The organism is Thermococcus sibiricus MM 739 (genome assembly GCF_000022545.1).
Lineage (GTDB): Archaea > Methanobacteriota_B > Thermococci > Thermococcales > Thermococcaceae > Thermococcus_A > Thermococcus_A sibiricus.
In genome coordinates this window covers 1,103,545-1,117,462 of the sequence record NC_012883.1, presented here as the reverse complement: position 1 = coordinate 1,117,462, position 13,918 = coordinate 1,103,545, and the positions used below count along the sequence as shown (strand labels likewise).

Below are 13,918 nucleotides of genomic sequence, written 5' to 3'. Positions count from 1 at the left end.
TCATGACCCCCTGTGAAGAATTACAGTAGCACCTTGGGTGTAATAATTCCCAGTGTAGCTAAATTTAAATGTGCCGGATGTGTGGTCTTCTATTCTCCAAATTCCACCGAGGCTTGCTGCTTCTATACCCGAGAAATCGTATCCAAGATAATCGGTATAATACTCTGTCTCAGAGAAGCTTGCAGTATCCGAAGTGCCAGTGAAACCTATCCCTGGTGGGATACTAAGAGATATCCCAACTCCAACAAACTTCAAAGTTATGGATAATGTTAATTTATCTGCTTTATATTCTTGTGTCCACCAGTAGTCGTAAGGATCTATCCAACTATATGCTGCAGAATATCCACCCACACTTACTCTACTGAACGAATCATATTCGAAATCACAATATGCGTATGCTGATATGTACACATCACCTTCATCAGGTATACTAAAAACTTTCCGTTCCCTATAATCACTATTCTCACCAACAAGGCTCGTGGGAGTTACATCTATAGTGGTGAATCTTATTTTGTTTAGTTTGTGTTTCCTAACAAAATAAGCATTTACTGCTTCAAAGACTTTTTTCCTATCTAATCCCGGTGTTTCCCTAACTGTAACTAGACCACCTTTTTCTATAATTTTCACAGGTTTTCCTTCCACATAAAGTGTATATGCTTTAACTTCTGGAATCGTTGTAGTATTTGCAGCCCCTGCAATCTCTGCTGTTGTTCCGATTATTAGCAATCCAACAAGTAGTGCAAGTACTCTTTTCATTGTTTGCACCTCCCATCAAATATTGCAATAATACCTTTGACTTCAAAACTTATAAATTTTCCTTTTATTAGTTTTAATTTGTTACGCTTTTTTTTTAGTAAATAATTACTTTCCAACTGCATTTTTAATGACTCCATTAATAAAAAGAAGCAAGAGTGAAAGAGCGAACAAAAACGAACATTATTGCACGATATCTTCAATTCTGAGCCCTTCTCTGCTTATCTTTGTTACTATTGGCATTCCTCCGGCAATCTTTATTGCTGTTGCAACTTCACTTTGTTTTTCTGGAGCTAAAGCGTACATGCACCCTCCTCCACCAGCACCGGTTATCTTGGCCCCCAAAGCTCCAGCTTCCCTTGAAGCGTACACTAAATCACTCAGGCTTTTTGTTGAGACACCAAGGGCATCAAGGAGGCCATGATTTATGTTCATTAACGTCCCGAGGCGTTTAAACTTGATTTCCTTATCGTATTCTGCAAGAATTACCTCTCTGGCCTTTTCCACGAGCCTGCCCATCGAATTGAGTATTGGATCAATTATCTCAGGCATCTCCTCATAGTTTTTCCTGACTTTTGCAACCAGTTCTTTTGTGGAGCCGCTTGAGCCTGTGTAGCCAACCACTATTGGCAATTCAACCACGGGTAAGCTCTCAAAAGAGCCTTTTTGGTAGTAAAGAAAACCACCAATAGCGGAAACCGTTGGGTCAATTCCACTCGACGCACCTTGCACGAGGAGTTCAACCTTATGGCCAAGCTTTGCCACTTCTTCAGGCGTAAGTTCTAAACCAAAAAGCCTTGATACAGCTCCTATCGTCGCTACCGCAACAGCGGCTGAACTTCCAAGGCCAGCGCCAACAGGAATTTGAGAAGTTATTGAAACTGTTACTCCTTTTTGCTTTTCTGCTTCTTCCATAACTAGGTTTATAGCCTCTCTTACATAGCTCAAAACCTCTGCGGCCTTTCCATAATCGGTTTCAAAATAGATTTGATCTTCTGAGAAAGAAACTGTTAGGCCAGGAGTCCTTATATCCTTTGCTTCTATTCTAATTCTCCCATTTTCATTAAACTCCGCTTTTACATAAGTTCTCAAGTCTATTGCGGCAGCTATTGCTGGTTTTCCATAAACAACACTGTGTTCTCCAAAGAGAATGATTTTAGCCGGTGCTGAAGCAAGAACCCTCATTTTTGTCCCTCCAAGAATTTTTCGATAGCTTCAATGAAAGTGTAGATATCTTTAAGGTTTTCACGAAGTACGCTAAAAGCTAGGTCATCATTGATCCGACCATATCTGTGAACAAGGATATTCCTAAAACCTTTCATGAGTTTGAGTTTATTTTTTAATTCTTCTGAGATTATTCTAGCTCTGCTGAGAGTTTCCAAGATGTCATCTTCAGTTTCGGGCAAACTTAGCTTTAGGTCTGTGTTTATGATGGCACATATATCGAGCACGTTTTGAAGAGCGAATTCTGTTCTTTTGTATATTCCATCCTTAATCAGTCCTAGTTTTTTGAAATCTTCCACATCATCTGGGAGATGCTTTTCGATGAGTTTTAGACTTTCCAGAATTTCTTCAATTTTTGATCTAATTATCTCGGTCCTCATTCTATCGCCTCCAATCCAAGGTAATCGTAATAATACCTCTTAAAGTCTTCAAACTCTTCTATGGTCTTGTATGCAACATCGTACAAGAACTCCCAGTCCTTGCAGAATAGAATAACTCCTTTCAAGCACTCTTTTCTAATAAAAACAGGTAGCAAATCGAAAATCTGGATATCATAGTTGTCTGGGAGTTCTCCAAGGACTTTCATTCTAAACTGGAAAGCTTCCCTTTTTGTGCCGTCGTAATAGATGCATAAATCAATGTCGCTGTCTTTTCGAGCTTTTCCTCTTGCATGAGAGCCGTAAAGGATTATGAACTTGACTTTTCTCTCTCTGTCAAGGGAGAGTATTTTCTCTACTGCATCTTCAATCTTCATGATCTAAAGTATACTTCCGAATTTATTTTTCTTTTGGTCTTGAGCTATGAAACTTTTGCAAATTTTAGAAACTGCATCAGCACAGAGATTATGTCAGCAATGGAAAGCGCAAAGATTATGACGCCCACCACGTTCACAATCCAGTGCATCTCAAATGTGCTGCACGAAGAAAGACATCTTTTGAAGCTTTCAACACCAATTGCATATCCCAGTAGAGCTGTTAATGTTAAGAGGGCTGTTACACTAGGACTTTTGTTGTTTTCTCGACTTCAGGGTAAAACACCGAAAATGCTATTAATCTCCTCCCAGCAGGAAAAAGAACATAGCAGACTTTACAATGAGCTCTATTACGTCAGCATAGTTAAAATGAGGGTTTTCTAGGTTAAATAAAAGCTCACCAAGGTATAGTGCAGCTAAAATGAGGAGAGACACACCTGTGCATTGAATCAGCTTTTGTGTTACTTGTGCCATTCTCCTCCCTCCAATTTCATGCTTTTCTCATTACGATGCTAACGTAGCCAACTATTGCATCCGTACTTCTGCTTACCTCAAAGCTTGTGGTATAATGCAAAACCTCCGTTTCAACAGCTCCAGCAAGCCTTGAAAACACTATCGCAGTAGCCACTCCTCCAGGGCCGCACATCGTATGGTTCATCTTCCTAATTTCATCAAACATTCCTTTATGGTCAAATTCAAGGATTTTCTGAATTATCCTGAAGTCCCACTCCTTTATTCTTCCAAGCAAATCATCTCCCCTTGCTCTAAAAGGTACATAGCCATAAGCGTAGCCGTAGTGCATCATGTCCGTGCTTGCTATAACAACGATGTCTCTTCCAAGCTCTTGACTTGCTTCGAAAATTGCTTTTCCCAAATCCTCAGCCACTTCTTCGTCTTGGAGACCAAGGGTTATGGGGACAATCCTTACCTCTTCTTCAGCTTTTTGGGAGATGTATTGAATAAAAGGTATCTGCACTTCTATGGAATGTTCATATTTGTGGGCAAGCTCGTCTAAATCTGCTATTCCTGAATGTCTTGCTATGGCTTTGGCGAGGTCTTCATCAACTTTAATTCCTCCCATTGGAGTTATCCACTTTCCTTCTGGATAAATAGCCACTGGTGAACCCAGGCCAGTATGATTGGGCCCTATCACAACAAAAGTTTCTGGTAAACCATCCTCGTAAATAGCTTTATACGTTCTCGAAGCAGTAAATCCAGAGAACACGTATCCCGCATGAGGTGCAACTCCAGCAGTAATTTTTCTCTCCTCTCCAAGCTCTCCAAGGTCCCTGAAAAACTCTTTCAACATCATTTTTAATTCTTCTCCAGTAGGATAAAAACTACCAGCGACTGTGGGATATCTAAGCATATTGCTCACCAGAATTGATAGCGAGTTTGATATTTATTAGGATTTGGTTAGAAAAGCTTAATATACTCCCCCTCATATCAATTTGTAGGTGAAAGCATGTACGGGTGGAGAGGGAGAATAGGTTTGATAGTACCGTCATCGAACACAACGATGGAAATGGAACTGCACTCTGCTTTGCCAGAGGGCGTCTCATTATACACTGCGAGAATGCCACTAAGAAATGTCACTGAAGAGGAGTTATTGGCAATGAGTAGTCTTGCAATTGATAGTGCGAAGCTTTTAAAAGATGCTGATGTAGATTTAATCCTCTATGGATGTACCAGTGGTTCTTTTATAGGGGGAGGGGAATTTGATAAGGAGCTATCCATGAGGATAGAAGACGAAGTAAAGCTCCCAGTAATAACAACGAGTACAGCAATTCTTGAGGCGTTAAAAATTTTAGACGCCCAAAAAATCCTTGTAGTCACTCCTTACACAGATGAAATAAATCAAAGAGAAAGAGAATTTTTAGAGGCAAATGAATTGGAAGTAATTGACATTAGGGGCCTTGGTATTGTAGACAATACAAAGATAGGGAGACTTGAACCCTATGAGGCCTACAGAATGATAAAGGCACTATTCACAGATGAGGCAGATGCTGTTTTTATAAGCTGCACAAACTTCAGAACATTTGAGATTATTGAGCTTCTTGAAGATGACTTTGGGATTCCAGTTGTCACAAGCAACCAAGCTTCTCTTTGGCTTGCTTTAAGAGAGTTAGATGTTGGAGAAAAGATTCCATGGCTTGGAAGACTCTTTGTTGAATATTGAGATTTTTACCCAGTCGCTAAGAAGGATCCGTTCGTAAGGGAGGGGAGGAGGTCACTCTCTTCTCTTTTTAATGAAAACATTTTTAAGACATTTCATCTACGCCATCCTTAGTACTCACCAAAGGTGATAAGTATGATAGAGTTTCTCAGAGACTTCCAAAACATGAGCATGTACTTGGCATATAATACAAACGTTGATGCTATAATATACTTAAACGAAAAGCATATCCAGACTCTCATAAAGGAATTTGGAGCAGAGAACGTTAAAAAGAGGATGCAAGAGTATCCAAGGGAGATAAACGAACCACTGGATTTTGTTGCTAGATTAATTCATGCTCTCAAAACCGGGAAACCACAATCTGTCCCTTTGATGAGTTATGAAGTAGATAAATGGTTTAATTCTCGTTTTGAGCATGGTGTAGAGAGAATTGGGGGGCAGGTGGGTATCATAGCAAATCTTCTTGCTAATCTTGATTTCAAGAAAGTTATAGCTTATTCTCCTCTTTTAGGGAAAAAACAGGCTGAAATGTTTGTTAGAAGGGACAATCTTTTATATCCTGTTGTCGAAAATGGAAAATTGATCCTAAAAAAACCTTTAGAGGCATATAAAGAAGACGATCCAGTGAAGATTAACAGAATTTTTGAATTCAGAGCAGGTATGAGATTTAACCTTGGCAATGAAGTGATTGAAGTTCCCTATTCTGGGAGATTCATTGTTGCATGTAGATCTGAGGAGTTTGCGAGGGTAGAAACTTCTTCTAACTTTAAGCCATATCTTCCTGAGATAGGAGAAATGGTTGATGGAGCAATCCTCTCTGGATATCAGGGAATAAGAAACCATTATACAGATGGAAAAAATGCGAACTATTATTTAAGAAAGGCCAAAGAAGATATTAAACTTCTCAAAAAGAAAAAAGATGTTAAGATTCATGTGGAGTTTGCCTCGATCCAAGATAGAGACCTAAGAAAAAAAGTAATCTTCAACATCTTTCCTCTTGCGGATAGTGTAGGTATGGATGAAGCTGAGATTGCTCATATATTAAGTGTTTTGGGTTATAGAGACTTAAGCGACCGGATTTTCACCTACAATAGAATTGAGGATACAATTTTAGGAGCGAAGATTCTTCTTGATGAGCTTAATCTAGAAGTTCTCCAGATCCACACCATCTATTATCTTATGTATATTACTCACCGCGATAATCCATTGAGCGAAGGGGATCTGTTAAAATCGCTTGAAGTTGGCACAACACTGGCGGCCACTAGGGCACTTTTAGGAGATATTAAACGGCCAGAAGATGTCAAAGTTGGTCTTAATATTCCGTTTAATGAGAAAGGGGAATACGTGAAGCTTAGACTAGAGGAAGCGCTGAGTAAAATGAGAACAAGGGAGTACAAGATAGTCATAACTCCTACAAGGATTGTTAAAAATCCTGTCTCTACAGTAGGTCTTGGAGACACAATCTCCGCAGGGGCCTTTGCAAGTTATTTGAGTCTGCTCATGAGAAAAGGTGCATATTAATGCTTGTCATTCTTTTTTACTTGGAGAGTTTCTCAGTTATAACGTTTAACTTTTAACTTATAACTAGGAAGTAAATGGTATCATTCAATGAGCTCGTCAATAAGTTTGGCCTTCTCTTGAGCCTTCTTTAGGTGTTCAACAGTCACTTTGGTGTAAATTTGGGTCGTTGAAAGGCTTGAGTGGCCAAGAATTTCTTGAATCACCCTTATGTCAACCCCTCTCTCCAGCATGTGTGTTGCAAAGCTGTGGCGGAGCATGTGAGGGGTTACACTTACATTGGCCTTGTTCCCATATTTCTTTAATAGGTACCATACCGTCTTTGGAGAGATTTTATCTTTTTTCTCTCTCCTGATTTCCACGAACAGATATTCACTCCCATCTTTTCTGGTTTCTAGATACTTCTCTATTTCTTTAAGTAGAGATCCTGAAAGTGGTACTATTCTATCTTTTGCTCCTTTACCCCCTTCTACAGTTAGAACACCTCTATTGAAGTCAATATCTTTTATCTTGAGGTTGCATACTTCACTTACTCTAAGGCCTGTTCCATAAAGGAGCAATATAATGAGTCGATCTCTCTTTCTTGTAGGTGGGACTGCGTTGAGGAGTCTTTTAACGTCTTCTCTTGTGAGGCTTTTTGGCAAGCTTCTTGGGACCTTGGGGGATTTTAACTTTTCAGCATCTTCATCAAGGCCTTCAAATCTGAAATATGATTTTAAAGCCTGAACAACGAGATTGAGACTTTTATTGGAGTAGCCTTCTTTCTTTAATTTGGCAAGAAAACGAAGTGCAGAACGATAATTGGGATTTTCAACATCTTTTAAAAACCTCTCTACGTAGTAGGTGTACATTCTAACTGTTTGAGGGCTTTTCCCCTCGAGTTCAAGATAGGTTTTAAACTCTTCTATTCCATCGTTCATAAGGATCACGAAAATAAATTATAAAAGATTAAAAGTCTTCAAATCTTATCTCTGGTTCTTCGATTTCTTCGGGGGTTTTTTCTTCTTCTACTTGAGGTTCTTCCTTTTGTGTTTTGGCCATACTTAGGCTTAAATGAACGATTCTGAGAAGCTCAACTATGAGATCCTCATCTTCAGAGTATATATGGCCTTGTCCAACTATTATTTTCCCTCCAAGGTTTAGCTTTTCCACAGCTTCTGCAATATACCTTTCATCAGGAGGTGTAGTTTCACCAAATAACTCTTTCCAGATATCTGTTAACTTGAATACATTGGCCCTCTTCTTCAATGATTCTTTGAGTCTATTGTTTTCTTCTAGCACTTGGCTGTATTCCTCTAAGAGTTCTCCGTATTTCTGTTCAAGCTCTTGATAATTCTTCTTGAGCTCTTCATTTTCTTGCATTAACATTTCATGTTTTCCTTTCAAGTCAAATAATTGATTTCTTAGTGCCATATACTCCGGAAGAACTTGGAGACTTTTTAGTCCCGCCCTTACTAGGGTATTTTTAAGCTCTTTTCTAACCAGCTCCACATCTATATGCTCTAGGTCATGTCCCATTGGGATTTTCATTCTTTCCACTTGACCTACTAACTCCCCGAGTTCCCTAAACATTCTTTCTGCCAACTCTCTGCCAACTCTGTCCGCGTCGGTGGCTATTATTAGCAGATCTGCCCCAGCTGCAGCGCTTTTAGCTATTTCTAAGTTCGTTGTTGGAATTATTGCGGAGATCGTTATGTTGTACTCACTACCAAGAGCTAAGCCTTGAAGGGCTTTACTTACAACTTCTACATCACTTGCTCCTTCTACCAGAATCCTAACATCTACAATAGTCATTCCCAACACCTCCACGGGGGTGTTACCCCCGAGTTTTTATTGGGTGAGCGTTATAAAAGCCTTTGGGCTAAACTTCAATTACAAGCTCATCATTTTCTAAGACGACATCTTCGTTGGGGATAGACTTATAAGAAACGAAACGTAATAATTATGGGCTGGAGCATGGAATCGTTAACCGGTGCCGTAGATATCATATTATCCGTCCTCCGCTATATCTGGCTGTTTTCGGCTGCGGTGATATACCCAATTTTCGTTTACTACATAGTCCTGACCATAGCTGGGCTCAGGTACAACTCGCGATTCAAGAGGCCCGAGATTCCGGAGGAGCTTCCTTCCGTCACCATCCTCATCCCGGCCCGAAATGAGGGACTGGTGATAAGGGACACCCTCAGGGCAATGGCAAACCTTGACTATCCAAAGGATAAACTGGAAGTTCTCCTTCTAGACGATGGTTCAACCGACGACACGGCGAAGATAGCTGAGGAAGTCTCTAAGGACTATCCGTTTATCAAAGTGATCCGCGTTGAGGGCGGGGGTAGTGGAAAGAGCTACGTCCTGAACTACGGCCTAAAGCTGGCGAAGGGTGAGGTCATAGCGGTATACGACGCCGACAACAGGCCCGAGCCCGGGGCGCTCAAGGATCTGGTGGCGATGCTGAGTGACGAGACGCCAGCTGTAACCGGAAAAGTCAAGACTATGAACTGGAACAGGAACATCCTCACGAGATTCATATGCATGGAATACCTTTACTTCCAGCTGGCCGGCCAGGCCGGAAAGAGCAAATTCTACAAAACTGCCATACTTCCCGGGACGAACTTTGTTATCAGGAAAGAACTGCTCGAAGAGCTCGGTGGATGGGACGAAGAGGCCCTTGCCGAGGACTTGGAGCTGTCATTCAGGATAATCTTAACGGGCAAAAAGATAGCCTACACCCCGCTCGCCGTCACCTGGGAGCAGGAGCCCGAGAGCCTGCGCGTTTGGTTCAGACAGCGGACGCGCTGGGCGGCAGGAAACGTCCACACCGTGAAAGAGTACGTAAAACGCTTCAAGGAAATTCCCAGCTGGGGCCTGCGCTTTGACCTGTTCCTCACGCTGATGGTGTACTATCTCCTGGCAATGGCTGTGATAGTGGCAGATGTGGCCTTTGTAGCACTCTTATTAACCTCTGGAAGCGTAACGTGGTTTACGTGGTCTGTTTTGGGCTTCGTTTACTTAGCCTTCCTGTTGGAGATATTCGCCGGCCTCTACGACGGGAAGATAAAGAGCCCCGGTTGTTGGCTCCTCGCGCTGCTCATGTACCACACGTACTCCCAGATATGGATACTTATCTCGCTGGCCGGCCTGTGGGAGGCCAGAAGGGCCAAGAAAGTTTGGTACAAGACCCCCAGGACGGCGGTTTAGAGTTCAACTTCAAGGCTCGGCTTCTCAAGGACGACCTTCCCATCGGGCAGGAGTGAAATGCCCAGTGCGTGGATTTCAACGCCTACTTTGTCCGCTTCTCTAAGAAGCCTCGCTATCTCAGGATCTCCCTGTGTATAGGATTTGAACTTCCTAACACCGGGCAGAGCGCCTATAAAGACTATCATTGCTCTTTTGCCATTTTCCCTCAGGCGTATGAGTTCTTTTATATGCTTTTGTCCCCTCAAACTCGGACAGTCGGGATACATTGCATAATCTCCCTCTCTCAGAACAGCACTCTTCATTTCCACAAACACTTCCTCGCCATTGCAGTCCAAGAGGTAATCAAGCCTCGAATTACCAACCTTAACTTCTCTTTTTTTGATTTTGCACCCTTTAAGCCACTCAATTAGACCCAACTCTATTGCCCTCTCAAAGGCCTTTGCTTGTGTTCTTGTGTCTATAATCGCTCCTTTTCCTTCATTTTCCAGAAATCCGATTAGGACGAAGTTCGTCTTCCCTTCTTGCTTGGGAATGCAAAACGCCTTTCTCCCTCTGATCATAAACTCCTCCAATCTGCCGGTGTTTGTTATCAATGCCTTTTTAAGCTCCCCGTTGACTTCTATTACTCCTAAAAATCTGTTTAGCCTTTTTATAAAAGTGCACTCGATTATTGGAAGCTTTAGCAGCATTTTGATTCCTCCCGGGTAAATTTCGACCTAAAACCTTAAATATTATTCATCCTACATTAAAACGAATATCTAAACGAGGTGGTAGTGATGGTAGATTATGAACTATTAAAGAAGATAGTCGAAGCTCCTGGAGTCACGGGCTATGAGTTCATGGGAGTTAGAGACGTTGTTATAGAGGCTCTAAAGCCATACGTTGATGAAATTAAAGTTGACAAGCTTGGAAACGTCATTGCTCACAAGAAGGGTGACGGGCCAAAAGTTATGCTAGCCGGTCACATGGATCAAATTGGTCTTATGGTAACACACATCGAAAAAAATGGTTTCTTGAGGGTTGCTCCAATAGGTGGAATTGACCCAAGAACGTTGATTGCTCAGCGATTTAAGGTTTGGGTTGATAAGGATAAATTTGTTTATGGTGTCGGTGGAAGCGTTCCCCCACACATCCAAAAGCCCGAAGATAGACAAAAAGCCCCAGACTGGGATCAAATTTTCATTGACATAGGTGCTGAGTCAAAGGAAGAGGCAGAGGAAATTGGAGTTAAAATTGGAACTGTTATCACTTGGGACGGAAGGCTTGAGAGGCTAGGCAAGCACAGGTTTGTCAGCATTGCTTTTGATGACAGAATAGCTGTTTATACCCTTGTTGAGACTGCAAGGCAACTGAAAGAGAGCAATGCCGACATATACTTTGTCGCAACAGTCCAAGAGGAGGTAGGCCTTAGAGGTGCTAGGACGAGTGCTTTTGGAATTGAACCTGATTATGGGTTTGCCGTAGATGTTACCATAGCTGCTGATGTTCCAGGCACCCCTGAGCACAAACAAGTAACCCAACTAGGAAAAGGAACTGCAATAAAAATCATGGATCGCTCCGTTATATGTCACCCAACAATAGTTAAATGGATGGAAGAGCTTGCGAAAAAATACGAGATTCCATATCAGTGGGATATACTTCTCGGTGGAGGAACAGATGCTGGAGCAATCCACTTAAACAAAGCAGGTGTTCCAACCGGTGCCATAAGCATTCCTTCAAGATATATTCACTCAAACACAGAAGTAGTTGATGAAAGAGACGTTGATGCAAGCGTTAAACTGATGGTAAAAGTTCTTGAGCACATAGACGAGTTAGAAATTTGATTTTCAAATTTCTTCCAATTTTTCTTCTCTTAAAACATTGGCGATTTTATGTTTTTGAATCTCAGGGTATATTTTGTAGGCTTTGTAAAGAATATATGCGGTCCCCGTTAAAATACCTGCAATTAGGAATGGTGTCTTTGAGGGTAGGGGCAGGCCACAGTGCCATTTGTATAGAAGGTAATTCTGATAGTAAAAGAAGTATGCAAGTATCATGATTATAAACCCTTCAATTCCACTCTCCAATAACTTTTTTTGATATTCTTCCATTTTAGACCCTCACTGATGCTTTAGGAAAAGTTAAAAACCCTCATTAATAACCTTTTTGATGAGTGAACATGAGCGAATATTTCCCATATCAATCCTTGAGGCCCAATCAAGAGGATTTCATTAAGTTGGTGGATACTGTCGTTAGAAATGGAGAAAACCTGGTTATTGAGGCCCCCACTGGCTTTGGAAAGACAATAAGTGTGCTGGCAGGAGCATTGCCGTATGCCAAAGAGATGGGGTACAAGATTATCTATCTCGCAAGGACACACAAGCAAATGGACCGGGTAATTGAGGAACTTAAAGCCATAAGTAACAAAACTCAGGTAAGTGGTGTTGAGTTTAGAAGTAGGAAAGAGCTCTGTCTCCACCAATACGTCCAGAACTTTGCTCCGGATGCATATAATGCAATGATTGTTTGTAAAAACCTTAAAAAACTTGGAAAATGTGAGTTTTTTGAAAACCTGAAGAAAAAGAAGGAAGAATTTGATGAACTTGCTCAGTATTTCGTACAAAAACCTGCTGAACCTATGATGATATTAACCCATTCAAAAATGCTTGACTTCTGTCCGTATGAGCTTACTAGAAAAATAGCCTTTAATTCCGACGTAATCGTAGCTAGTTACCTTTACATGATTGATCCAGCTATTAGAGAAAACTTTATGGCATATTTTGACTTTGACTATTCTGATCTCATTGTAATATTTGATGAGGCCCATAATTTGCCTAATCAGGCCATAAATGCTTTAAGTGATAGATTAAGTGTTTATAGTATTAACAGGGCTATAAAAGAAGCCGATGAGTATAAAGAACATGAAATTGCCAACTTCCTTAGTATATTCTTAAAAGGGCTGGAAAATCTGTATCAAGAAAAATTGAGAGATCTTAAAATTGATGAAGTCCCAATAATTCCAGAGAGTATATTTTACCATGTTTTTGATGTTTTAAAAATAAATGAAAAACAATTGATTAGGATTTTGGATCAAATGGTGAAGGCGGGTGATGCAATAAGAGAAGACAAAATTGAGAGAAGCCTTCCTCCGAGGAGCTATGTTGGTAGGGTTGGAGAGTTCTTATTGTTGTGGTTTGCACTCATTGGTAAGGAGGATTATCTGTTCTTGATGAGTCGAGAAAAAGGATTTTCCCTGGAACTTGTAGCTCTTGATCCTTCAAAGGCCTTGAGTTTTGTTAAGAACGTTCAATCAGCGATTTTCATGTCTGGAACCATGACGCCATTGGAGGCTTTTGCTGATATTATGGGCATAGAGGGGAAGCTGAAGAAGTTCCCAAGAATTGTAAAAAAAGAGAATGCCATTGTTCTTGTTGCTAAAGATGTTTCTACACGGGGTGATGAAAGAAGTTTGGAGCTCTATAAAAAAATGGCTAAATATATTGTGGAAGCTGTAAAGCTCATCCCAAAGAATGTTGGGGTTTTTACGGCGTCTTATGAGGTTCTTGAGGGTCTTTTGTCTGCAAATGTGGATATTCAGATTCAGGAGGTTAGTGGAAAGAAAGTATTCATAGAGAAGAGAGGCGCTTCTTCCAAAGAAAACGATCTTCTTGTGATGGCATTTAAGGAAGAGGCTAAGAGGGATGGGGCTGTTCTTCTTGGAGTCATGGGCGGGAGAAACAGTGAGGGCCAGGATTACAGTGGCGATGAGATGAATGGTGTAATTTTAGTTGGTATTCCATATGCAAGGCCAACTCCAAAAGTTCAGGCCCAGATAAGGTACTTTGAAAACAAATTCCCCAGAAAGGGAAGGTATTATGGATATGTTTTACCAGCTCACAAGAAACTCGTTCAGGCCGCAGGTAGAGTTCATAGAAGTGAGGAAGAGAAGGGTGCAGTTGTAGTGTTGGATTACCGTTTATTGTGGAGCAACGTTAGAAAAGATTTACCAGATTGGATGAAAGAGACAATAAAACCTGTGACTTTGGCTTCAATGAAGCGGCATCTTATAGATTTTTATAGAGGAGAAAAAATTAAAGTGGAAAAAGATTAACTCCTCTTCTCTACAACGTAATATGCACCTGCTCCTATCAGGCTGAATAGGAGTGTTAAAACTATCCAAAAGCCCTTTCTAGCTGTACTCATGTCTTTTTGGTTTTTGATAATATCATAAACCACCCACAAGAGACTTAAGAGCCCCACAACTAAACTCATTGTCCACCATGTCCATGCCATGATTTCACCTCATAACTTGCTTACTATAA

The 13,918-nt window shown here is 40.9% G+C and carries 16 protein-coding genes; 6 read left to right on the top strand and 10 right to left on the bottom strand.

Annotated elements, in window-relative coordinates; translation table 11 throughout:
• The 4 genes from TSIB_RS05950 to TSIB_RS05935 all read right to left on the bottom strand — a co-directional run bounded on the left by TSIB_RS05950 (position 1) and on the right by TSIB_RS05935 (position 2,731).
• Positions 1 to 765, bottom strand: a complete 765-nt coding sequence (locus TSIB_RS05950; RefSeq protein WP_148206179.1) for a hypothetical protein — start codon at positions 763 to 765, stop codon at positions 1 to 3.
• Between the two features lie 171 nt (positions 766 to 936).
• Positions 937 to 1,938 (bottom strand): mevalonate kinase, encoded by a 1,002-nt coding sequence (locus TSIB_RS05945; RefSeq protein ID WP_015849499.1) that lies wholly within the window; start codon positions 1,936 to 1,938, stop codon positions 937 to 939.
• Positions 1,935 to 2,357, bottom strand: coding sequence for a type VII toxin-antitoxin system HepT family RNase toxin (hepT, locus tag TSIB_RS05940; protein ID WP_015849498.1), 423 nt, complete (start codon positions 2,355 to 2,357; stop codon positions 1,935 to 1,937). Before hepT ends, TSIB_RS05945 begins: the two co-directional genes overlap by 4 nt.
• Positions 2,354 to 2,731, bottom strand: a complete 378-nt coding sequence (locus TSIB_RS05935; RefSeq protein WP_015849497.1) for a nucleotidyltransferase domain-containing protein — start codon at positions 2,729 to 2,731, stop codon at positions 2,354 to 2,356. The genes hepT and TSIB_RS05935 overlap by 4 nt, the downstream gene beginning before the upstream one ends.
• A 90-nt stretch (positions 2,732 to 2,821) precedes the next feature.
• On the opposite strand from TSIB_RS05935, the gene TSIB_RS10300 reads away from it, so the two are divergent.
• The gene (locus TSIB_RS10300) at positions 2,822 to 3,112 is read left to right on the top strand and encodes a hypothetical protein (RefSeq protein ID WP_148206178.1); all 291 of its coding nucleotides are present in this window, start codon (positions 2,822 to 2,824) and stop codon (positions 3,110 to 3,112) included.
• A 106-nt stretch (positions 3,113 to 3,218) separates the two neighbouring features.
• Here the strand turns inward: TSIB_RS10300 and TSIB_RS05930 are convergent, their stop codons facing one another.
• Entirely contained in the window at positions 3,219 to 4,097 is an 879-nt protein-coding gene (locus TSIB_RS05930; protein WP_015849495.1) for an MEMO1 family protein, read from the bottom strand.
• A gap of 96 nt (positions 4,098 to 4,193) precedes the next feature.
• On the opposite strand from TSIB_RS05930, the gene TSIB_RS05925 reads away from it, so the two are divergent.
• Together TSIB_RS05925 and pfkC are read left to right on the top strand one after the other, a co-directional pair.
• A complete protein-coding gene (locus TSIB_RS05925; protein WP_015849494.1) occupies positions 4,194 to 4,907 on the top strand; it encodes a maleate cis-trans isomerase family protein in 714 nt (237 codons plus the stop codon).
• Positions 4,908 to 5,039: 132 nt separating this feature from the next.
• Positions 5,040 to 6,425 (top strand): ADP-specific phosphofructokinase, encoded by a 1,386-nt coding sequence (gene pfkC, locus TSIB_RS05920; protein ID WP_015849493.1) that lies wholly within the window; start codon positions 5,040 to 5,042, stop codon positions 6,423 to 6,425.
• Positions 6,426 to 6,505: 80 nt separating this feature from the next.
• Here pfkC and xerA read toward each other — a convergent pair whose 3' ends face one another.
• The gene (xerA, locus tag TSIB_RS05915) at positions 6,506 to 7,342 is read right to left on the bottom strand and encodes a site-specific tyrosine recombinase/integron integrase (RefSeq protein WP_015849492.1); all 837 of its coding nucleotides are present in this window, start codon (positions 7,340 to 7,342) and stop codon (positions 6,506 to 6,508) included.
• A 28-nt stretch (positions 7,343 to 7,370) separates the two neighbouring features.
• Positions 7,371 to 8,216 carry a toprim domain-containing protein gene (locus TSIB_RS05910; RefSeq protein ID WP_048160380.1) on the bottom strand — a complete coding sequence of 282 codons (846 nt, stop codon included), beginning with the start codon at positions 8,214 to 8,216 and terminating at the stop codon, positions 7,371 to 7,373.
• A 150-nt stretch (positions 8,217 to 8,366) separates the two neighbouring features.
• Between TSIB_RS05910 and TSIB_RS05905 the strand changes: the two genes are divergently transcribed.
• Entirely contained in the window at positions 8,367 to 9,617 is a 1,251-nt protein-coding gene (locus tag TSIB_RS05905; protein ID WP_228359795.1) for a glycosyltransferase, read from the top strand.
• Here the strand turns inward: TSIB_RS05905 and sfsA are convergent.
• Positions 9,614 to 10,306, bottom strand: coding sequence for a DNA/RNA nuclease SfsA (gene sfsA / locus TSIB_RS05900; RefSeq protein ID WP_015849489.1), 693 nt, complete (start codon positions 10,304 to 10,306; stop codon positions 9,614 to 9,616). The two genes, TSIB_RS05905 and sfsA, sit on opposite strands and share 4 nt — an antisense overlap.
• 87 nt (positions 10,307 to 10,393) lie before the next feature.
• Here sfsA and TSIB_RS05895 point away from each other — a divergent pair, with 87 nt between their 5' ends.
• Complete coding sequence (locus TSIB_RS05895; RefSeq protein ID WP_015849488.1) at positions 10,394 to 11,440, top strand: M42 family metallopeptidase; 1,047 nt, start codon at positions 10,394 to 10,396, stop codon at positions 11,438 to 11,440.
• 3 nt (positions 11,441 to 11,443) lie between these two features.
• Here the strand turns inward: TSIB_RS05895 and TSIB_RS05890 are convergent, their stop codons facing one another.
• The gene (locus TSIB_RS05890) at positions 11,444 to 11,707 is read right to left on the bottom strand and encodes a hypothetical protein (RefSeq protein WP_015849487.1); all 264 of its coding nucleotides are present in this window, start codon (positions 11,705 to 11,707) and stop codon (positions 11,444 to 11,446) included.
• A gap of 68 nt (positions 11,708 to 11,775) precedes the next feature.
• Between TSIB_RS05890 and TSIB_RS05885 the strand changes: the two genes are divergently transcribed.
• The gene (locus TSIB_RS05885) at positions 11,776 to 13,707 is read left to right on the top strand and encodes a helicase C-terminal domain-containing protein (protein ID WP_015849486.1); all 1,932 of its coding nucleotides are present in this window, start codon (positions 11,776 to 11,778) and stop codon (positions 13,705 to 13,707) included.
• On the opposite strand, the gene TSIB_RS05880 is transcribed toward TSIB_RS05885, so the two are convergent.
• On the bottom strand, positions 13,704 to 13,889 hold the full coding sequence (locus TSIB_RS05880) for a PLDc N-terminal domain-containing protein (RefSeq protein WP_015849485.1): 186 nt from the start codon (positions 13,887 to 13,889) through the stop codon (positions 13,704 to 13,706). The two genes, TSIB_RS05885 and TSIB_RS05880, sit on opposite strands and share 4 nt — an antisense overlap.
• Positions 13,890 to 13,918: the final 29 nt, after the last annotated feature.